General features: G+C 73.6%; 25 protein-coding genes. 13 read left to right on the top strand and 12 right to left on the bottom strand.

The genetic code is table 11. The features are described from left to right. The first annotated feature begins 28 nt into the window (after positions 1-28). The gene (locus AC1DT4_RS13270; protein WP_477090264.1) at positions 29-1111 is read left to right on the top strand and encodes a serine hydrolase domain-containing protein; all 1083 of its coding nucleotides are present in this window, start codon (positions 29-31) and stop codon (positions 1109-1111) included. On the opposite strand, the gene AC1DT4_RS13275 is transcribed toward AC1DT4_RS13270, so the two are convergent. Further along, positions 1112-1414, bottom strand: coding sequence for a hypothetical protein (locus AC1DT4_RS13275; RefSeq protein WP_477090265.1), 303 nt, complete (start codon positions 1412-1414; stop codon positions 1112-1114). It abuts the gene before it with no gap. Positions 1415-1446: 32 nt separating this feature from the next. Between AC1DT4_RS13275 and AC1DT4_RS13280 the strand changes: the two genes are divergently transcribed. After that, on the top strand, positions 1447-2214 hold the full coding sequence (locus tag AC1DT4_RS13280) for an isocitrate lyase/PEP mutase family protein (RefSeq protein WP_477090266.1): 768 nt from the start codon (positions 1447-1449) through the stop codon (positions 2212-2214). 7 nt (positions 2215-2221) lie between these two features. Here the strand turns inward: AC1DT4_RS13280 and AC1DT4_RS13285 are convergent, their stop codons facing one another. Both AC1DT4_RS13285 and AC1DT4_RS13290 read right to left on the bottom strand, forming a co-directional pair. Beyond that, positions 2222-4144 (bottom strand): M3 family metallopeptidase, encoded by a 1923-nt coding sequence (locus tag AC1DT4_RS13285; RefSeq protein WP_477090267.1) that lies wholly within the window; start codon positions 4142-4144, stop codon positions 2222-2224. A gap of 113 nt (positions 4145-4257) precedes the next feature. Continuing rightward, positions 4258-4551, bottom strand: coding sequence for a DUF1905 domain-containing protein (locus AC1DT4_RS13290; RefSeq protein ID WP_477090268.1), 294 nt, complete (start codon positions 4549-4551; stop codon positions 4258-4260). Positions 4552-4641: 90 nt separating this feature from the next. Here AC1DT4_RS13290 and AC1DT4_RS13295 point away from each other — a divergent pair, with 90 nt between their 5' ends. Beyond that, the gene (locus tag AC1DT4_RS13295) at positions 4642-5523 is read left to right on the top strand and encodes an aminoglycoside phosphotransferase family protein (RefSeq protein WP_477090269.1); all 882 of its coding nucleotides are present in this window, start codon (positions 4642-4644) and stop codon (positions 5521-5523) included. Here the strand turns inward: AC1DT4_RS13295 and AC1DT4_RS13300 are convergent. Together AC1DT4_RS13300 and AC1DT4_RS13305 are read right to left on the bottom strand one after the other, a co-directional pair. Then, a complete protein-coding gene (locus AC1DT4_RS13300; RefSeq protein ID WP_477090270.1) occupies positions 5507-5842 on the bottom strand; it encodes an ArsR/SmtB family transcription factor in 336 nt (111 codons plus the stop codon). The genes AC1DT4_RS13295 and AC1DT4_RS13300 overlap by 17 nt on opposite strands. After that, the gene (locus AC1DT4_RS13305) at positions 5839-6297 is read right to left on the bottom strand and encodes an SRPBCC domain-containing protein (protein WP_477090271.1); all 459 of its coding nucleotides are present in this window, start codon (positions 6295-6297) and stop codon (positions 5839-5841) included. Before AC1DT4_RS13305 ends, AC1DT4_RS13300 begins: the two co-directional genes overlap by 4 nt. Positions 6298-6626: 329 nt before the next feature. Here AC1DT4_RS13305 and AC1DT4_RS13310 point away from each other — a divergent pair, with 329 nt between their 5' ends. Together AC1DT4_RS13310 and AC1DT4_RS13315 are read left to right on the top strand one after the other, a co-directional pair. After that, positions 6627-7121, top strand: coding sequence for an FBP domain-containing protein (locus AC1DT4_RS13310; RefSeq protein ID WP_477090272.1), 495 nt, complete (start codon positions 6627-6629; stop codon positions 7119-7121). A gap of 32 nt (positions 7122-7153) precedes the next feature. After that, positions 7154-7867 (top strand): RibD family protein, encoded by a 714-nt coding sequence (locus AC1DT4_RS13315; RefSeq protein WP_477090273.1) that lies wholly within the window; start codon positions 7154-7156, stop codon positions 7865-7867. Between the two features lie 113 nt (positions 7868-7980). Here the strand turns inward: AC1DT4_RS13315 and AC1DT4_RS13320 are convergent, their stop codons facing one another. After that, positions 7981-8715, bottom strand: a complete 735-nt coding sequence (locus AC1DT4_RS13320) for a class I SAM-dependent methyltransferase (RefSeq protein ID WP_477090274.1) — start codon at positions 8713-8715, stop codon at positions 7981-7983. Positions 8716-8758: 43 nt separating this feature from the next. Then, entirely contained in the window at positions 8759-9415 is a 657-nt protein-coding gene (gene pdxH / locus AC1DT4_RS13325) for a pyridoxamine 5'-phosphate oxidase (protein WP_477090275.1), read from the bottom strand. Positions 9416-9509: 94 nt separating this feature from the next. Between pdxH and AC1DT4_RS13330 the strand changes: the two genes are divergently transcribed. Together AC1DT4_RS13330 and glsA are read left to right on the top strand one after the other, a co-directional pair. Then, a complete protein-coding gene (locus AC1DT4_RS13330) occupies positions 9510-10325 on the top strand; it encodes a class I SAM-dependent methyltransferase (RefSeq protein WP_477090276.1) in 816 nt (271 codons plus the stop codon). A 28-nt stretch (positions 10326-10353) separates the two neighbouring features. Next, positions 10354-11352, top strand: coding sequence for a glutaminase A (glsA, locus tag AC1DT4_RS13335; protein ID WP_477090277.1), 999 nt, complete (start codon positions 10354-10356; stop codon positions 11350-11352). Here the strand turns inward: glsA and AC1DT4_RS13340 are convergent. Then, complete coding sequence (locus AC1DT4_RS13340; RefSeq protein ID WP_477090278.1) at positions 11340-11522, bottom strand: hypothetical protein; 183 nt, start codon at positions 11520-11522, stop codon at positions 11340-11342. The genes glsA and AC1DT4_RS13340 overlap by 13 nt on opposite strands. Before the next feature lie 151 nt (positions 11523-11673). On the opposite strand from AC1DT4_RS13340, the gene AC1DT4_RS13345 reads away from it, so the two are divergent. Further along, positions 11674-12168, top strand: coding sequence for a TM2 domain-containing protein (locus tag AC1DT4_RS13345; protein ID WP_477090279.1), 495 nt, complete (start codon positions 11674-11676; stop codon positions 12166-12168). 98 nt (positions 12169-12266) lie between these two features. Next, positions 12267-12641, top strand: a complete 375-nt coding sequence (locus AC1DT4_RS13350; protein WP_477090280.1) for a VOC family protein — start codon at positions 12267-12269, stop codon at positions 12639-12641. A 7-nt stretch (positions 12642-12648) separates the two neighbouring features. Here the strand turns inward: AC1DT4_RS13350 and AC1DT4_RS13355 are convergent, their stop codons facing one another. Beyond that, positions 12649-13101, bottom strand: coding sequence for a hypothetical protein (locus AC1DT4_RS13355; RefSeq protein WP_477090281.1), 453 nt, complete (start codon positions 13099-13101; stop codon positions 12649-12651). Positions 13102-13297: 196 nt separating this feature from the next. On the opposite strand from AC1DT4_RS13355, the gene AC1DT4_RS13360 reads away from it, so the two are divergent. The 4 genes from AC1DT4_RS13360 to AC1DT4_RS13375 are packed head-to-tail and all read left to right on the top strand — an operon-like array spanning position 13298 to position 15884. Next, positions 13298-13900 carry a dihydrofolate reductase family protein gene (locus AC1DT4_RS13360; protein ID WP_477090282.1) on the top strand — a complete coding sequence of 201 codons (603 nt, stop codon included), beginning with the start codon at positions 13298-13300 and terminating at the stop codon, positions 13898-13900. A gap of 60 nt (positions 13901-13960) precedes the next feature. Continuing rightward, complete coding sequence (locus tag AC1DT4_RS13365) at positions 13961-14551, top strand: carboxymuconolactone decarboxylase family protein (protein ID WP_477090283.1); 591 nt, start codon at positions 13961-13963, stop codon at positions 14549-14551. Further along, a complete protein-coding gene (locus AC1DT4_RS13370; protein WP_477090284.1) occupies positions 14548-15426 on the top strand; it encodes an RNA polymerase sigma-70 factor in 879 nt (292 codons plus the stop codon). The genes AC1DT4_RS13365 and AC1DT4_RS13370 overlap by 4 nt, the downstream gene beginning before the upstream one ends. 53 nt (positions 15427-15479) lie before the next feature. Beyond that, positions 15480-15884 carry a RidA family protein gene (locus AC1DT4_RS13375; RefSeq protein WP_477090285.1) on the top strand — a complete coding sequence of 135 codons (405 nt, stop codon included), beginning with the start codon at positions 15480-15482 and terminating at the stop codon, positions 15882-15884. Here AC1DT4_RS13375 and AC1DT4_RS13380 read toward each other — a convergent pair. The 3 genes from AC1DT4_RS13380 to helR are packed head-to-tail and all read right to left on the bottom strand — an operon-like array spanning position 15877 to position 18936. After that, entirely contained in the window at positions 15877-16347 is a 471-nt protein-coding gene (locus AC1DT4_RS13380) for a hypothetical protein (protein ID WP_477090286.1), read from the bottom strand. The two genes, AC1DT4_RS13375 and AC1DT4_RS13380, sit on opposite strands and share 8 nt — an antisense overlap. Positions 16348-16363: 16 nt before the next feature. After that, positions 16364-16759: an SRPBCC family protein gene (locus tag AC1DT4_RS13385; protein WP_477090287.1), complete on the bottom strand. Its 396-nt coding sequence runs from the start codon at positions 16757-16759 to the stop codon at positions 16364-16366. After that, positions 16756-18936 carry an RNA polymerase recycling motor ATPase HelR gene (gene helR / locus AC1DT4_RS13390; RefSeq protein WP_477090288.1) on the bottom strand — a complete coding sequence of 727 codons (2181 nt, stop codon included), beginning with the start codon at positions 18934-18936 and terminating at the stop codon, positions 16756-16758. Before helR ends, AC1DT4_RS13385 begins: the two co-directional genes overlap by 4 nt. Positions 18937-18952 lie beyond the last annotated feature (16 nt).

Here is an 18952-nt window from a genome sequence, read left to right on the forward strand (position 1 = left end):
TGTCAGAGCATCGGGGCAGGGTGGTCGCATGGACGTGGAGCAGGTGGTCGGAGAGCGGGTGGCGTCGGGCGAGGTGCACGGGGCGGCATGGCTCGTGGACCGCGGCGGGTCGGTGACCAGCGGCGTCGCGGGTGCCGCTGGACCGGACTCGATCTTCCGGATCTCGTCGGTGACCAAGCCGGTGGTCGCGGCGCTGGCGATGGCCCTGATCGACGACGAGGTGCTGCGTCTCGACGACCCGGTCGACCAGTGGCTGCCCGAGCTCGCGGACCGCCGCGTGCTGCGCGACCCGCAGGGCCCCCTCGAGGACACCGTGCCCGCCAAGCGCCCGATCACCGTCCGGGACGTGCTCGAGTTCCGGCTCGGCATCGGGATGGACTTCACCCGACCGTTCCCGGGCGCGGTGCTCGGGGCTCTCGCCGAGCGCGGCCTGGCCGTCGGGCCGCCCGCCCCTCAGCAGTCCCCGCCACCGGACGAGTGGATGCGGATCCTCGGCGGTGTCCCCCTCTCCGCGCAGCCCGGCGCGCGCTGGCTCTACAACACGAGCGCGCAGGTGCTCGGCGTCCTGCTGGCCCGCGCCGCGGGGACGCCGCTGCCGCAGCTGCTGGCCGAGCGGCTGCTCGACCCGCTGGGGATGCCGGACACCGGGTTCCACGTCCCGGCCGAGACGCTCGCGCGGTTCGGGCCGCACTGGCTGGGTGAGGTCTACGACGAGGTCGACGGCCAGTGGGCCCGGCCGCCGGCCTTCCCCGACGCGGCCGGCGGCCTCGTGTCGACGGTGGCGGACCTGCACGCGTTCGCGACGATGCTCCGCGCCCGCGGCGCGGCGGTCCTCACGCCGCAGTCCGTGACGGCGATGACCTCCGCGCACGTCGGCGCCCACGACCCGGACGGGCGGGAGGGGTGGGGCCTCGGGATCGGGGTGTTCCTGTCGGACACCCCCGACGGGCGCCACGCGGGCACCTACGGGTGGGACGGCGGGCTCGGGCAGACGTGGTGGACGGACCCGGTCACCGACACGATCGCGATCCTGCTCACCACGGACGCGTGGACGTCGCCGCAGCCGACGCCGGTCTTCACCGAGTTCTGGCGGGCCGCGTTCGGCGGGTAGTCAGGCGAGGCGCTCGACCAGCGCGATGACCACCGAGTCGTTCCAGCCGTCGATGCCCGCGAACACCTCGGCGCGCTCGGGCGAGGCCATCCAGACCTGCTCGAGCCGCGCGAACTCCTCCGCGTCCCCCTCGGCGCTCACCGCCCACGTGAACTCCGCCACGGCGCGGTTCAGGTAGGCCGACTCGACCGTGAAGCCGAAGGCCGCCCGCGCGGGGACGAGGCGGGTGGGCCACCACGCGAGGAACTCCTCGAGCAGGTGGGGCTTCACGTTGTAGCGACGCAGCTGCACGGTCCGGGTCACGGAAGCCATCCTGCACGCTCTACGGTCGGTGGGTGACCTTTCACGAGCTGCACGCCGGACCGCTCCCGCTGCTGCTGCCCAACGCCTGGGACGTCGGCTCGGCTCTCGCGTTCGTCGAGGCGGGGTTCCCGGCGGTCGGGACGACGAGCTTCGGCATCCACGCGGCGGCCGGCAGCCCCGACGGCGGCCGGTCCGCGCGGGACGCCACCCGCGAGCTGGCGCTGCGGCTCGCGCGCCTGCCGGTGCCCGTCTCGGTCGACGTGGAGGACGGGTACCACGACGACCCCGAGGCCGTCGCCGAGTACGTCGCCGGCCTAGCGGTCGCGGGGATCAACCTCGAGGACAGCGCGGACGGCGCGCTGGTCGACCCGGCCGCGGTGGCCGAGAAGGTGTCGGCGGTCGCGGGCCGCTGCCCGGACGTGTTCGTCAACGCCCGGGTCGACACCTACTGGTTCGGCCAGGACGCGACGGTCCGGGCGACGGTCGGCCGGGCGCTCGCCTACGTCGCCGCGGGCGCCGACGGCATCTTCGTGCCCGGGGCGGCCGACCGGGACCTGCTGCGCGACCTCGCGCGCGAGATCCCGGTGCCGGTGAACGTACTGGTGGTGCCCGGTCTGAGCCTGCAGGAGCTGGCGGACCTGGGGATCCGCCGCGTCAGCACGGGCTCGCTGCCGTACCGGGCCGCGATCGACACCGCCGTGGCGGTCGCGACGAGCGTCCGGGACGGGCGGGCCGTGCCGACCGCGACCGCCTACGGCGAGGTCCAGGACCGGCTGCGCCGCTACGCCCAGGAGGAGTGATCGCCGGTCAGGCCGTGCCCTCCGCCAGCCACGCCTCGAAGGCCTCGAACGACGACGGCCGGCCGAGGAAGCTCTCGACCAGGTCGGCCGCGTCGGCCGAGCCGCCGGGCGCCAGGATCGCCTCGCGGTAGCGGCGGCCGACCGCGGGATCCATGAGGCCGGCCGTGAACGCGGTGCGCAGGTCCTTGGCGATGACCAGGCTCCAGAGATACGTGTAGTACGCCGACCCGTAGCCCTCGAGGTGCCCGAACCCCGCGTACTGGTGGGTGTCCGGGATCGGCGTGTACGGGCCGAAGCGGGCGTCGACCTGGGCGGTGTACGCGGCGAGGTCGGCGGGCGGGTCGGCGTGCAAGCCGTAGGAGAGGGCCGTGTAGTTGAGCTGCCGCCGGGTCCACGCGCCGCGCGCGAAGCCGTCGGCCCGACGCATCGCGGCGACGAGGTCGGCGGGGATGGGCTCCCCGGCGGCGTTCGTCGCGAATGACCCGAGCACGCCCGCGTCCCAGCCCCACTCCTCGAGCAGCTGGCTGGGCGCCTCGACGAAGTCCCACTCGGTGGCGACACCCGTGAACATCGCCCACCGCTGGTGGCCGCCGAGCACCTCGTGCACCAGGTGCCCGAGCTCGTGGAAGAACGTCAGCACGTCGTCGTGCTCCATGAGGCCCGTGGGGAAGTTGCAGACGAGCACGCCCTCGGGCAGCGACCGCCCGGCGATGCCCGGCACCAGGCCGAACTGCGCGGCGTGGTTGAACTTCCCCGCCCGCGGGTGCATGTCGAGGTACACGCGACCGATCGGCGCGCCGTCGGCGGCGACGTCGTAGACCTGGACGTCCTCGTGCCAGGTCGGCGCGACCACCGGCTGCAGCGCGATGTCGAACAGCCGGGACACCACGTCGAGCACGCCAGGCAGCACGGCGTCGTAGCGGAAGTACTCCCGCACCTCGAGCGCGTCGACGTCGTACTGCTCGGTCCGGATGACCCGCTCGTAGAAGAGGTTGTCGGCCGGGGTGACGGCCGCCGCGTCCGGCACGTCCTGCCGGTAGCGCGCGAGCATGAGGTCGACGTCGCGGGCTGCGGGGACCGCGGTGAGGGCGTCGAGCCGCTCGATGAGGTCGCTGATGGCCCGGCCGGAGCCGATCATCTTGGTCTCGGCGTCGTAGGTCGGCCAGTCGGGGTAGCCCAGCAGGGTCGCGCGCTCGGCCCGCAGCCGCAGCAGCTCCGCCAGCAGCGGCTCGTTCGCCGGCCAGCCGAGCGACTGGTGCTCGCGCGTCAGGGCGAGCCGGACGTCGGGATCGGTCGCGTACGTGCGGACGGGCAGCAGGTCCGGGTACTCGGTGGTCAGCGTGACCAGGCCCTCCTCGTCGGCGGGGTGCTCCGCGCGGAAGTCCTCGGGCAGCCCGTCGAGCTGCTCGGGCCGCACCCGGATGCTGCGCACGCCGTCACGGATGTTGCGCGAGAACTCCAGGCCGATCTCGGTGCAGCGCTGGGCCAGCGCGCGCAGGCGGTCGCGGTCCTCGGGCGACCGGTCGACGCCGGTGCGGCGGAAGTCGCGCAGCACGTGCTCGCGCACGCGGGCGGCGCCGGGCTCCAGGCCGTCGCCCGACGTCGCCGCGAGCACCTGCCACAGCTCGTGGTCCAGGCCGCGCTCGGTGGCGAGGTCCTCGGCTGCCTGCGCCCGCTCCTCGGCGGCCGCCCGCAGGTCCGCGTCGGGGTGCACCTCGGCCAGCAGGTGGGCCGCGGCCGATGCCGACCCGAGCGCGATGTCCGCGTCGTTCCAGAGGTCGAGCACCTCGGTGGTCGTGCGCGGTGCGCCGTCCTTCAGCTGCGCGACGAGGGCGCGCGCCTGGTCGAGCGACGCGTCGACCGTCGTCGCGAGGAAGGCCGGCCAGGCGGCGGGGTCGGTCGGGAAGGCGGTGGGCGGCTGCGCAGGCATGCGGCCGACCATAACGGCCCGGCGGGCCAGGCTCAGCCGGGATTTCCGGCCGTGTCGGCGGTGTACACGAGGAACTCGTCGTCGCGGACGAACGACTGCGCGCGGTCACCAGGTCAGCGGGGGCCGCCGAGGATCAGCCGGACCGTGACCGTGTCGCCGACGTCGAGGTACTCCGCCTTGCGCACCATCGCCTTCACCGGGACCAGGTACCGGCCGTCCTTCGGGAAGAGCGACGTCTCCCACTCCGTGTCGTCGATGCGCGCGAGCACGGGGATCACGCCCCAGCCGTAGGTGACCATGGACGAGACGGCGTTGATGCTGGCGCTCTCCGCCTCCGGCACCGGGACGTAGTGGAACGGAGACGGCCCGCGCCAATAGATGATCTCGCCGCTGAACTCCAGCTCCATGGGCCCAGGATCGCGCACGCGCACGCCGAGGCGCAGCCCCGTACGACTATCTCGTTGTCCGGGCGGAGGTTCCCTGCTCGACTGGTCCGGATGGCCACCACCGGGATGCACGCCGACGAGCTCGACCTGCCCGTCGACCTCGTCCGCGGGCTGCTCGCCGCGCAGCTGCCGCGCTGGTCCGACCTCCCGGTCCGGCGCGTGACCTCCAGCGGCACGGACAACGCGATGTTCCGGCTGGGCGACGAGCTCGTCGTGCGCCTGCCCCGCATCCACTGGGCGAGCGGCGGCGTCGACCACGAGGCGCACTGGCTCCCGCTCGTCGACGGGCTGCTGCCCGTGACGATCCCGCGGGTGCAGGCCGTCGGGCACCCCAGCCCGGAGTACCCGTGGACCTGGTCCGTCCTGACCTGGGTGCCCGGCACGAACCCGAAGGTGGGCACCCTGCGCGAGCCCGTGGCGCTGGCCCGCGACCTTGCCGCGCTCGTGCGGGCCGTGCGGGCCATCGACCTGGACGGCGGCGTCGTCAAGGCCGGTCCGCTGGCCGACCGCGACGAGCAGGTCCGGCGGGACATCGCCGCGCTCACGGACGAGATCGACACGGCCGCCGTGACGGCGATCTGGGACGACGCCCTCGCGACCGCCGAGTGGGACGGGCAGCGCACCTGGGTGCACTCGGACATCGCGCCCGGCAACCTCCTGCTCGTCGACGACCGGCTCACCGGGCTGATCGACTTCGCCGGCATCGGCGTCGGCGACCCCACGCTCGACCTCGGCGTCGCCTGGAACCTGCTGCCGCCGGCGGCCCGGGCGGTGTTCCGGCAGGAGCTGGAGGTCGACGACGAGACCTGGGCGAGGGCCCGCGCCCGGGCGCTCGCGCAGGCCCTCGTCCAGCTGCCGTACTACCGCGACACCAACCCGGTGCTGGCCGCGAACGCCCGGCACGTGATCCGCGAGGTCACTGCGGAGGTGTGAGGTCGTCCAGGGACTCCGCGAGCCGCGCGATGGCGGCCAGCCGGCGGTCCCACTCGGCGCCGATCGCCTCGAGCGCGCGGGCGGTCTCGCTCAGCCGCGAGCCCAGCGCGCGGTAGCGGATCTCGCGGCCGGCCCGGACGGGTTCCACCAGGCCGGCGTCGGCGAGCACCGTGAGGTGCTTGGCGATGGCCTGCCGGGACACCGGGAAGCGCGTGGCCAGCGCGGACGCCGACAGCTCCGCCCGGCCCAGCTCCTGCAGGACGGCCCACCGGGTGTCGTCCGCGAGCGCGGCGAACACCGGGACCAGCGTCGCGCTCACGGCGTGGCCTCGAGGAGGGCGACCAGCTCGTCGAGCTCGTCGGTCCAGCCCTGGCGGTTGGAGTTCATGGCCTCGACGGGGTCACGGTTCAGCAGTCCGAAGCCCGACTCGACCACGCTCAGCACGGTCGCGTCGCCGTCCTCGACCAGCGTGAACCGGACCAGCGTCGAGTTGTCCGGGCGGATCGGCTCGTCGCGCGTGCCCCACGTGAACGCGAAGACCACGGGCTCGTCGTACTCCTCGATCCGGACGGGGAACTCGCCGTAGTCCGCCCACCCGAACGTGCCCTCGCCGCCGACCCGCAGGTCGGGCAGCGACGCGGACGTGCCGAACCACTGGGAGATGAGGTCGTCGCGCGTGAGGGCCGCCCACACCCGCGCCCGGGTGGCCTTCACGTGGACGGTCCGCGTGACGGTGTAGCTCTCCGTGTCGACGACGGCGGGTTGCTGGGTCATGGTCGTTCCTCCCGGGTGCGAATCGATGCAACACCAGGGTTGCACGTGGCCCGCGTGGCGCGCAACTTGCTGGTTGCACGATGGATTCCGCTTTGACTCGCCGGGCGACGCGGCGCACCATCGAGGCCGAGCTGTGCCGCGGGACGAGCCCACGGCCACCGGATCGGAGCGCATCACGATGCAGCGGGGAAGCGGGGCGGCCGTCCAGGCCTGCTCAGGCGGCGACCGGACGCCCGCCCAGCACGCCTGACGCCTTGACGGCGTCACCACCGGCGCTCGTCGTCGGCGCTCAGGCGTGCCCTCCCACGTCGCACGAGAGCCGAGACCCCATGAACCCCCTGACCGAACCCCAGATCCGCGCGTCCTTCGTGAACTGCTCGAAGCGCGAGGCCGCCCAGCTCACCCTCCCCGCCGACCTGGCGGACCTGCGCTGGGACCGCCTCGACTACCTCGGGTGGATCGACCGCAAGGCGCCGTTGCGCGCGTACGTCGTCGTGCCCGTCGGCGACACGCTCGTCGGCGTGACCCTGCGCTCGCCCGAGACCGGCGCGAAGCGCCGACGGGCCGTCTGCGCCTGGTGCGAGGACGTCTACGCCACGGAGGACGTCTCGATGTACGTCGCCCGCCGCGCCGGCGCCCCCGGCCGCAACGGCGACACCATCGGCACCCTCATCTGCACCCACTTCGACTGCTCCCGCAACGTGCGGCGCAAGCCGACGATCATCGAGGCCGGCGACGACCCCGCCGGGTTCGTGCAGCGCCGCATCGACGCCTTGCAGGAGTACACGGCGAAGTTCGCGCGCGAGGTGCTCCGGCAGCTCTGAGGCGTGTGGGTGGGTGGCCGTACCGTCCCCGGATGGCCACCCGCCCGCGCGTCATCGTGTCCGTCACCGCGACCGTCGACGGCCGGATCACCCTGAGCCGCGACGAGCGGTTGCTGGACGACGGGGTGGACCGGCGGTGGAAGGACCTGTGGCCGTCCGACGCGCACGTGCTGGCCGCGCGACGGGCCGAGGTGATCGAGCGGCACCGCCCGACCGTGGTCCTCGAGGGCAGCGGCACCTTCGTCCCCGACGGCGCCGGCCCGGTGGACCTGCCCGCGTCCGACGACGACCTCTGGACCGACTTCGTGCCGCGCCGCACGCCGCGGTGGTTCGCGGTGGTGGACGGGCGGGGCCGCGTGCCGTGGACGTTCACGGGTGACGACGAGACCAGCCTGCTGATCCTCGTGTGCCGGCGGACCCCCGCGGCCTACCTCGCCGACCTGCGCCGCCGGCAGATCCCGTACCTCGTCGCCGGGGAGCAGCGCGTCGACCTGGCGGCCGCCCTGGTCCGGCTGCGCGAGGTGCTCGGCGCGGAGTGCGTGGTGGCCGAGGGCGGCGGCGGGCTCACCGCCGCGCTGCTCGCCGCCGGTCAGGTGGACGAGCTGCACGTCTTGACCATCCCGGCGCTGGTCGGCGGGCTGGGCACGCCGTCGATCGTCGACGGGGCGCCGCGGCCGGTCACCCTGCGGTCCACGCACGTCGAGGTCGGGGCGAACGGCTCGATCCTGGCCAGCTACGAGGTCTGAGGGGTCGAGCTCGGTTGCCGGCGGTCGCGGTCGACGTGATCCGCAGGTAGCGGGCGAGAGTCGGGCGCAGGGTCGCGGTGGTCAGCTGACCGGTCGCCTGGCCCTCCGCCTGATCATCCCGTCGGCAGCCGGTAGACCGAGACGTGCGAGCGGGAGTCGGCGGTGAACTCCTCGCCGGACCAGTCGGCGTCCCGGCTCTCCAGCGAGAAGCCGGCCAGCTGCGCCATGAGGTCGAGCTCCGCCGGCCAGATGTAGCGGTGCGGCGAGCGACCGAGCCGGGCCTCGCGGGTCTCGTCGAAGCGGAAGTGGTGCGACACCACCCGCTGGTGCAGGACGTCGTAGGTGTCCAGGCCGATGTAGCCGGGCTCGGACTGCCAGACCGTGGCCTGCGTGCCCGGCGGGAGCTTGCGCAGCTCGGGGACCCAGAGCTCGATGACGAACCGGCCGCCGGGGGCGAGGTGCCGCGCGGCGTTGCGGAAGCACGCGACCTGCTCCTGCTGCGTGAGCAGGTTGGAGATGGTGTTGAAGACGAGGTAGACGAGGCGGAACTCCCCGGGCGCCCTCGCCGTCGACATGTCGCCGACGACCACGGGGATCGTCGCCTCGTCGACCTTGGTGCGGAGCTGGTCGACCATGGGCCGCGACAGCTCGATGCCGACGACCGGCACGCCGCGCTCCGCGAGCGGCACGGCGACGCGGCCGGTGCCGATCGCGAGCTCGAGCGCCCGGCCGCCGTCCGCGAGCGCGACCAGCCGGTCCACGGTGGGTCCGATCACCTCGGGCGCGAACATGCCGGTGCCGGGGGTGTCGTAGTGCTGCGCGGTCTCGGCGTCCCAGGGGTCGTCCATCCCGCCGACGATGGCAGCGGGTCGGCGGCGTCGTCCACGACTTTCAGGGCTGGCGGCGGTGCACCGTCCACGCCCCGGGGGTGTCGAGGTCGCCGTCGCCGACGCGCGTGAACACGAGGCGGTCGTGCAGCCGGTCGCGCCGGCCCGCCCACAGCTCCACCTCGTCGCAGTCGATCCGCCACCCGCCCCAGCCGTCCGGCACGGGCACGTCGTCGCGTGAGCCGGTGTCCGGGTAGAGGGCCGCGAACCGCTCGTACTCGGCGACCAGCGCCGCCCGGTCGGCGATCGGCCGCGACTGGTCGGACGCCCACGCGCTGATGCGCGAGCCCCACGGGCGGGACGTGAAGTAGGCGGCGATCTCGTCGCGACCCACAGGGACCGCGCGGCCGCGGAACCGGACCGCCCGGTACATCGCCGGCCACGTCAGGGAGGCGGCGAGCGAGCCGGTCGCGCCGATCTCCCGGCTCTTCGTCGACCCCAGGTCCGTGACGAAACCCGGCCCGCGCGCGTCGAGGAACCGCATGAGGACGGTGCGCACGTTCGGCCGCCCGTCCGCGTCGACCGTCGCGACCGAGAGCGCGGTGGGCTCCGCGACGTCGCCCTGCTCCGCCTGCCGGGCCTCCGCCTCGCCGACCCAGCGGCGGACCTGCTGGAGCGGGGTCGGCGCGAGGTCGCGCTCACTCAGCCCGTCGTCCTCCACGGCACCCGCCTCTCTCGATGGTCGCGAGGGTACGCCGACGGAGGCGCGGAATATGCGGGTGCGGCGGCCGCGGCCCTGCTCGTAGGTTGTCGCGATGGACGAGCCACCGATCCACGAGCACTACGTGACCGACATCGACGAGGACCAGCGGCTGCGTCGCGGGCTCGGTCGCCTCGAGCTGGCCCGCGTGCAGGAGATCGTCCGGCGCCACGTCGCCCCCGGGTCGCGGGTGCTCGACGTCGGCGGCGCGACCGGGGTGCACTCCGAGTGGCTGCTCGAGGACGGGCACACGGTGCACCTCGTCGACCTGCTCCCCGGCCACGTGGCCCGGGCGAGCGAGCGTCTGGGCGACCACGACCGGTTCACCGCGTCGGTCGGCGACGCCCGGGCGCTGGGATCGCCCGACGCGTCCGCCGATGCCGTCCTGCTGCTCGGGCCGCTCTACCACCTCACCGACCGCGCCGACCGGCTGGCGGCGTGGCGCGAGGCGTCGCGGGTCGTCGTCCCCGGCGGCGTCGTGATCGCCATGGGGATCTCGCGCTTCGCGTCCCTCTTCGACGGCCTCGCGCAGGCCTACCTGTTCGACCCTGCGTTCCGGGCGATCGTCGCGCAGGACCTGGCCACCGGCGTGCACGAGAACCCGACCGGGGACCCGCGCTGGTTCACCACCGCGTACTTCCACCGGCCGGAGGAGCTCGCCGGCGAGGCGTCCGAGGTCGGCCTGGACGTCCGCGAGACCGTCGGCGTCGAGGGGATGGGTGCCTGGATCAGGTCGTTGGCGCCGGCGTTCGACGACGACGGCCGCGCGGTCGACGCGGACGTCGTGATCGAGGCCGCCCGGACGATCGAGTCGGAGCCCAGCCTGCTCGGGCTGAGCTCGCACCTGCTCACGGTCGCCCGTCGACCGTAGGTAGCCGGGTGTGTGCTGGTATGAGCACGTGACCGACGACTTCCACGACCCCGAGCTGATCTCCACCGGGACGCTCCCACGGGCCGAGCTGGTGCAGCAGCTCATGCAGGATGCGCACGACAGGTACGCGGGGGTCGACGAGGGCGCCGTGGCGGACTACATCCCGGCGCTCGCCGACGCCGACCCCGAGCTCTTCGGGCTGAGCATCGTCTCGGTGAACGGCGCCTCCCACAGCGTGGGGGACGCCCGGCACCAGTTCTCCATCCAGTCGGTCTCCAAGGCGTTCGTGTTCGCGCTCGTCTGCGAGGCGATCGGGCCGGAGGCCGTGCTCGACGCGGTCGGCGTGAACAACACCGGCCTGCCCTTCAACTCCGTCATGGCGCTCGAGCTGAACGGCGGCAGCCCGATGAACCCGCTGGTCAACGCCGGCGCATTGGCCACCACCAGCCTGGTGCCGGGTGCGACGCTCGAGGAGCAGTGGGCGTACCTCCAGGCCGGCATGTCGGCCTTCGCGGGCCACGCGTTGACGCTCGACGCCGACGTCTACGCCTCCGAGGCGGCGAACAACCGCCGCAACCAGGCCATCGCCCGCCTTCTGCAGAGCTACGGCCGCATGGCCCGCGACCCGCTGGAGACCACCGACGTCTACACGCGGCAGTGCTCGCTGCTCGTCTCGGCGGAGGACCTGGCCGTCATGGGCGCCACGCTGGCGGACGGCGGCGTCAACCCCGTGACGGGCGAGCGCGTGGTCGACCCGTCGGTGTGCCGGTACGTGCTCGCGGCCCTGGCCACCAGCGGCCTGTACGAGCGGTCGGGCGAGTGGTTGTTCAGCATCGGGCTGCCCGGCAAGAGCGGGGTGTCGGGCGGCATCGTCACCGTCGCGCCCGGCAAGGGCAGCCTGAGCACGTTCTCGCCACGGCTCGACGCGGCCGGGAACAGCGTCCGCGGGCAGCTGGCCACCCGCTACCTCTCGGGCGCGCTCGGGCTCAACCTGTTCGCGTCGCGCCCCGAGCCCTACAGCCCGTAGAAGCTCTTGAGCAGCTCGTACACCATGATCGCCGGCCAGATGATCGCCTTCGGGATAGCCAGCACGAACATCCAGAAGGTGTCGGCCTGCGCGAAGTAGAAGACCGCCGCGCCGATGAACCCGAGACCATAGACGGCACCGCCACCGGCGCCCGAACCCTTCGACGACATGGCTGCTCCTTCGCTGGCGCGCTGTCGGTGCTCCACCCTAGGACCCGTCCGCCGGGCCGATCCATGGGTGCCTGGCGTCGACGTCGCCCCGCGGCGGGCTTACGCTCGGAGCACCAGCCGCAGCCGCGGCGCGCGAGCAGCGGGAGCACCCGTGACGGAGACGATCGAACGGCCGACGCACGTCGTCGACCTCGACGACGCGCTCGAGCGCCCGGTGGTCACGCACCGGCCGCAGCGCGCGCCCGACCCCCTGTTCCAGCCGCTCTCGGCCACCGTGCGCTACCCGCCCGGACCGGTCCCGGACGTGCAGGACGCCATGCCGGCACCGGCCCGCGAGTCGGTCCCGCGGCAGTGGCAGTGGCCGTGGCAGGGCAAGCGGATCGTGCTGCCGATCTGGTACCGGTCGCGCGTCGCCGCCGGGCTGCTCGGGGTGTTCCTCGGCTGCCTGGGCCTGCACCGGATGTACCTCGGCTACTGGCGTCGCGGCCTGATCATGCTGGCGATCACTATCGTCGGCGGGTTCTTCACGTTCGGCCTGGCCGCGCTGGCCATGGGCATGTGTGGGTTCGTCGAGGGGCTGCTGTACCTGTCGGTGCGGCGCGGCCGCTTCGCCCGCGACGCCCGAGGCCGGCCGCTGCGCGGCTGACCCTGCGGCGCGCGGACACGATGGCGCCCTGCTCGCGGACGAGCGGCGGGAGGGCCTAGCGTCGTCGTGAAGACGACGACGATTCCCAGGAGCCGACGATGCTGGTGCCCTACCTGACGGTGCACGATGCGGCCGGGGCGATCGAGTTCTACGCCTCGGCGTTCGGCGCTCGCGAGACCGGGGAGCGCGACGAGGGCGGCGGCCGGATCGGCTTCGTCGCGCTGACGATCGGCGACGACCCGCTCTACCTGTCCGACGAGTTCCACGAGTTCGGCGCCTACGCGCCGGCGACCCTGGGCCACAGCACGTCCGCCATCGTGCTGGCGGTGGACGACGTCGACGCCGTCTACGCGGCCGCGGTCGCCGCCGGCGCGACGCCCGACCGGGAGCCGACGGACCAGGGCGACGAGCGGCGCGGCTGGCTCGTCGACCCCTTCGGGCACCGTTGGGCGATCCACTCCCCGCTCGGCTGAGCGGGTCCTACTCGAACCCGTAGACGAACACCGTCACCACGGCGCCACCGGCCGGCTCCGCGAACTCCCCGTCCTGCTCGTACGGCTCCGCGACCTCGTCGGCGACGACGATCGTGACGCTGAACCGTTCGCCGCGACCGGAGAGGCCGATCTGTTCCTGGTCCAGCTGGTCCTCGGGCTCCAGCGCGTACGACGAGCCGTAGGCGTCGACCCACGCCTCCCGCGCCTCGGCCAGGCTCGCGTCCAGCTCGTACGCGACCACCGAGTACGCGAACGAGTCCGGGCCCATCCCCAGCCCGTACTCATGCTGCCGCACGCCGCGTCCGAGCTCCGTGGCCGGCACGGGCGCCACGAGCACGGGTTCGTCCTCGAGGTCGCTCAGCGCCGGCCCAGGGCCGCCGCAGCCGGCGACGAGCACCGCACAGGCTGCGGCGAGCAGGGCGACTCCTCGGCGGCTCATCCCGCGGACGGTAATCGTAGGAGGCGGTCGCTCCGGCCGGTTCGGCCGCCCGTTCACCCGCGTGCCGAGCGGTCAGCCCGTCGCGATGGGCGGCCTGAGGCGACGCGCGGGCCCGACGAAGTCCCTGCGGGGGCGGGTACCCGCGAGGCCTCCCTCGCCGGGCCGGCGGGCACCGGTCGTGGCATCGTGAACCGGCATGGCGGTGATCCTCGACATCACGATCTCCCTCGACGGCTTCGTCACGGGCCCGCACGCCGGTCCGGGCAACGGGCTGGGCGACGGAGGGATGGCCCTGCACGACTGGGCGATCGGCGACCGGACGCCCGAGGACGAGCGGCTGCTCACCACGGGCACGGGCATCACGGGCGCGGTCGTGATGGGCCGGCACACGTTCGACATCGTCGACGCGCCGGACGGCTGGAGCGACGAGCGGCACTACGGGGCCGACAAGGGCGACCCGGCCGACCCGCCACCGTGCTTCGTCGTGACCCATCACGCCCCCGCGCACGTCCGGCTCACCGACCGGATGACCATCGTCACCACGGGTCTGCGCGACGCCCTCGACCAGGCGGCGGCCGCCGCGGGCGACAAGGACGTGGTCATCATGGGCGGGGGCGAGCTCGGCGCGTCCGCCCTGCGCGACGGCGTCGTCGACCGGCTGCACCTGCACGTCGCCCCCCTGGTGCTCGGCGCGGGGACGCCGCTGTTCCCCGGGTCGCGCGTGACCCTGCGTCCCGACGAGTCCGCGACCGTCGTCACCCGCAACGCCGCGCACCTGTTCTACGACGTCGTCCGGTAGCTGTCACAGATCCCTCGTGGCCGGTGTCTTGTGTCCGACACCAGCTCACGAGGAGGAGACATGACCAGCACGACGCGGGTCCCCGCCACCGAGATCACCGGTCTGTACGGGGCGTTGGTCAAGAGGTTCAGCACGAAGATGTTCGGCAAGGTGCCCGAGGCCCTCGGGGTGATGGGCAACAACCCGGCGGTCCTCAAGTTCAGCCTGGGCCTGGGCCAGAAGTCCTCGAAGTGGCACGCGTGCGACGAGGACCTGAAGTCCTACGCGCACATGGCTGTCGCCTCGCTGGTCGGCTGCTCGTGGTGCCTCGACCTCGGGTACTTCCAGGCGCACAACGACGGGCTCGACCTCACGAAGGCGCAGCAGGTGCCCCGCTGGCGGGAGTCGACCGTGTTCACCCCGCTGGAGCGGGACGTCCTCGAGTACGCCGAGGCGATGACGCAGACCCCGCCGACCGTCACCGACGACCTCTCCGCGCGGCTGCTCGACCACCTCGGTGCGCCGGGCCTGGTCGAGCTCACGTCGTGGGTCGCGCTGGCGAACCTCTACTCCCGGACGAACTCCGCCCTCGGGATCGAGGCGGAAGGGTTCGCCGCCTCGTGCGACCTCCCGCCGCTGGCCCGGCCGAGCCGCGTAGCGTCCGGGTCATGAGCGAGGACCCGTTCGTCGCGCACCGCAGCCTGCTGTTCACGGTCGCCTACGAGATGCTCGGCTCCGCCGCCGACGCCGAGGACGTCGTGCAGGAGACCTGGCTGCGCTGGGCGGCCCTGGCTCCCGCGGCCCGCGCGGAGGTGCGCGACGAGCGGGCGTACCTCGTGCGGATCGTCACCCGCCAGTCGCTCAACCGGATGCGCACGCTGGCGCGCCGACGCGAGGACTACGTCGGCGAGTGGCTCCCCGAACCCCTCCTGACCAGCCCCGACGTGGCCGACGACGTCGAGCTCGCCGAGAGCGTCTCGTTCGCGATGCTGACCGTCCTGGAGACGCTGGACCCCACGGGCCGGGCGGTGTTCGTGCTCCGCGAGGTGTTCGACACGCCCTACGAGGAGATCGCCGACGCCGTCGGCAAGACCCCCGCCACCGTGCGCCAGATCGCCCACCGCTCCCGCGAGCACGTGGCGGCGCGACGCCCGCGGCAGCAGGTGAGCCGGGCCGAGCAGGTCGCCGTCGTCGAGCGCTTCGTCGCCGCGGTCCGCGACGGCGACCTGCAGGGACTGCTGGACGTGCTCGCCCCGGACGTGGTCGTGGTGGCCGACGGCGGCGGCGTGGTCGCAGCCGCCCTGCGCCCCATCACCGGCGCCGACAAGGTGGGTGCGTTCCTCAGCGGCCTGGCCCGCCTCACGGTCGACTTCGAGTCCACGGCGACGTGGCTCAACGGGGAGCCGGCGGCGCAGGTGCACGTCGGCGGCGAGCTCAACACCGTGATGAGCCTGGTGATCGAGGACGGCCGGGTCAGCCGCATCTACGCGGTGCGCAACCCGGAGAAGATGACCCGGCTCGACGAGACCACCGCGCTCAGCCGGTGACCTCGCCCGGGCGCCTCGGGCGCGTGTCAGAGGTCCGTGCCACGGTGGAACGCATGGAGATCACCCGCCTGCAACCGGCCGGGCTCGTCCAGAGCCCGGCGTTCAGCCACGTCGCCGTCGTGCCCGCGGGCGCGACGACCATCTACGTCGGGGGCCAGAACGGCGTCGACGACACCGGTGCGATCGTCTCGGACGACGTCGCCGAGCAGTCCGTCCGCACCATCGACAACGCCGAGGTCGCCCTGCGGGCCGCGGGCGCGTCGCTCGCGGACGTCGTGCAGTGGACGGTGCTCATCGCCGCCGACGCCGACCTCGTCGCCGCGTACGGGGCCATCGCCCCGAGGCTCGCCGTGGACGGAGCACCGCCGCTGGTCACCGCGGCCCGGGTCGCGGGGCTGGGGGTGCCGGGCGCGCTCATCGAGGTGAGCGCGATCGCCGCGGTGCTGCCGGCTACCTGACCAGCTGCGTCGCTTGGGTGTCCGGGGGCATCACGGCCGCGGTGCCCGTGCACGTCAGGGGGACGACGTCGACCTGCGGATCGGCCGCGGGCTCGACGACGAGGCGCACGCAGAGGCGGCGGGCCACCTCGGTCCCGAACGGTCCGCCGGGGTGGCTCGCCTCGCCGTCGACGTACACGTCGACGCGCGCGCCGGTGTCCGTGGTGCTCGTGCTCGTCACCGCGCCGCGGTAGACCTCGCCGACGCGACCGGCGACGGCCGCCGCGAGCGCCTCACCTCCTGCGTCCGGGTCCGCCTCGACGTCCGCACTGATGGCGGAGACCGCAGCGGCGAGCTTGCTGTGCGCGTCGTCGGCCGCACGACGGCTGACGTCGCGGTCGACGTAGCCGGCGAGCCAGCCCAGAGCGACGACCACGAGGACGCCGACGGCCGCCCAGCCGAGCATGCGCGGGAACCGCCTCATGCTCCGACCATCCCACCTACCGGCGTTCGAGGACGTCCTTCAGCCGGGCGAGATCGGCGGTCACCAGCCCGGCGTCGCGCTCGAGCTCGTCGTCGGTCATGCCCGGGGCGCGGCGCAGCGTGAAGACCACCTCGGTGGCGTCGCCGTCGGCGATCGCGCGCATCGGCACGTCGACCGTCTCGCCGGTCGGTGTCAGCACCTCGTGGTCGAGCACGCCGTACTCGTTCTGCGGCGCGAACGTGACGCGCACCCGACCCCCGGAGGTCTCGACGAACCAGCTGCCGTCGACCTGCACCACCGCGCTCCCCAGGCCCGGGGCCCACCGAGGCAGGTTCGCCGGGTCGGACGCGAAGGCGTACACCTCGGCCATGGGGCGCTCGACGTGCACGCTGAGGTGCCGGGACTCCGTCATCCCGCGATGCTGCCACGCGCACCCGACGCGGGGCTCGTCAGGATGACCAGCTCCTGGGTCGCGCGCGTCATCGCGACGTAGCGGTCGACCGCGCCCTCGATGCCCGTGCCGAGCCCCTCCGGGTCGACCAGCACGACCAGGTCGAACTCGAGACCCTTGGCCAGGGCCGGGGTCAGCGACCGGACGCGCGCCGTGCCGGCGAACGACGGATCGTTGATGACGCACGCGACGCCGTCGACGTGCGCCGCGAGCCAGGCGTCGAGGATGGCGTCCCGGTCCGCGACGGCTCCGTGGACGACGGGACGACCGCTGCCGCGGATGGAGGTCGGCACGTTGACGTCCGGGAGCGCGGCGCGGATGACCGGCTCCGCCTCCGCCATGACCTCCTCGGGCGTCCGGTAGTTGATGCTCAGGGACGCCAGCTCGATCCGGTCGAGCCCGACCCGCTCGAGCCGCTCCTGCCACGACTCGGTGAACCCGTGCCTCGCCTGCGCGCGGTCCCCGACGATGGTGAAGCTCCGCGACGGGCAGCGCAGCAGCAGCATGCGCCACTCCGCATCGGTGAGCTCCTGGGCCTCGTCCACCACGATGTGCGCGAAGGGGCCCGCGAGCGCGTCCGGGTCGACGGTGGGCAGCGCGGCCTCGTCGACGAGCTTGTCGCGCATGTCGTCCCCGCGGAGCATCTGCATGATGCCGAGCTCGGAGTCGTCGGTGGCGACGAGGTGGTCGACGATCTGGGTCATGTACTCGCGCTCGGCCGTCAGGGTCGCCTCCTGCCGCCGTCGGCGTCGGGACGCCTCGGGGTCGCCGAGCCGCTGCCGCGCCGCGTCCAGCAGCGGGAGGTCGGACACGGTCCACGCCTGGGCGTCCGCCCGTTGCAGCGTGCGGATCTCGTCGGGCGTGAGCCAGGGCGCGCACAGCCGGAGGTAGGCGGGCACCGACCACAGGTCGCCGACGAGGTCGGTCGGTTGGAGCAGGGGCCACGCGCGGTTGAGGGTGGTGGTGAGCTCCTTGTTCGTGAGGAGCGAGCGGTGCAGCAGGTCGGGCTCGATCTCGTCCTCGTCGACCTTGTCCATCAGGATCTCCAGCAGCGCGTCCCGCACCTGGTCGCGCGCCTCGTTGTGCGGCGTGCCCGGTTCCGGGGCTCCGAAAGCCTCGGCCCAGTCGGAGGGACTGACCCACAGGTCCGCCCAGGGCGTCTCGACCTCGAAGCCCTCCGTCGGCGGCTTCTCGGAGAACCGGACCGCCGGCTCGATCGCCGTCACCATCTCGACGGACGCCTTCAGGCGCGCGACCTCCGGGTCGGTCTCGCTCGCCGCCGCGGCCCCCTCCGGGACGAGCTCGCGGAGGGTGCGGGTCAGCACGCCTTCCTCGCCGAGGCTGGGCAGGACGTCGGACACGTAGTCCAGGTACGGCTGGTGCGGGCCGACGAACAGCACGCCGCCGCGTCGATGGCCGAGGCGAGGGTCGGAGTAGAGGAGGTACGCGGTGCGGTGCAGGGCCACGACGGTCTTGCCGGTGCCCGGTCCGCCGTCGACGACGAGCGTGCCGCGGGACCCCGCGCGGATGATCGCGTCCTGGTCGGCCGCGATGGTGCCGAGCACGTCACGCATCCGGTCCGACCGGTCGGTGCCCAGGCTGGCGATGAAGGCCGACTGGTCGTCGAGTGCGGCGTACCCGTCGAGCCCGTCGGCCGTGAACACCTCGTCCCAGTAGTCACCGACGCGGCCACGGGTCCACCGGTACCGGCGGCGGCTGGCCAGCCCCATCGGGTTCGCGTGGGTCGCCCCGAAGAAGGGCTCGGCCGCGGGGGAGCGCCAGTCGAGCAGCAGCCGCCGCCCCGCGCGGTCGGTGAGCCCGAGCCGGCCGACGTACACGGGCTCGGAGCCGTCCGCGCCGACGATCCGGCCGAGGCAGAGGTCCAGCCCGAAGCGCCGCAGGGTGCGCAGGCGCGCGGTGAGCCGGTGGATCTCCTGGTCCCGCTCCAACGCCGCCTGACCCGAGCGACCCGGCGCCTTGCGCTCGGCCTCGAGGCGTTCGGACAGGTCGGCGATCTGCTGCTCGAGGGTCTCGGCGATGGCCGCGAAGTGCAGCTCGTCGCGGCCGATGGACGCCGCGTCGGCCTTGTGGGCGAGCCGGTCGGGGAGGTCGAACGCACTGGTGGTCACGGGGTTCACGGTCGGTGATTCTGCG

Source organism: Cellulomonas sp. P4_D11, from assembly GCF_056401915.1.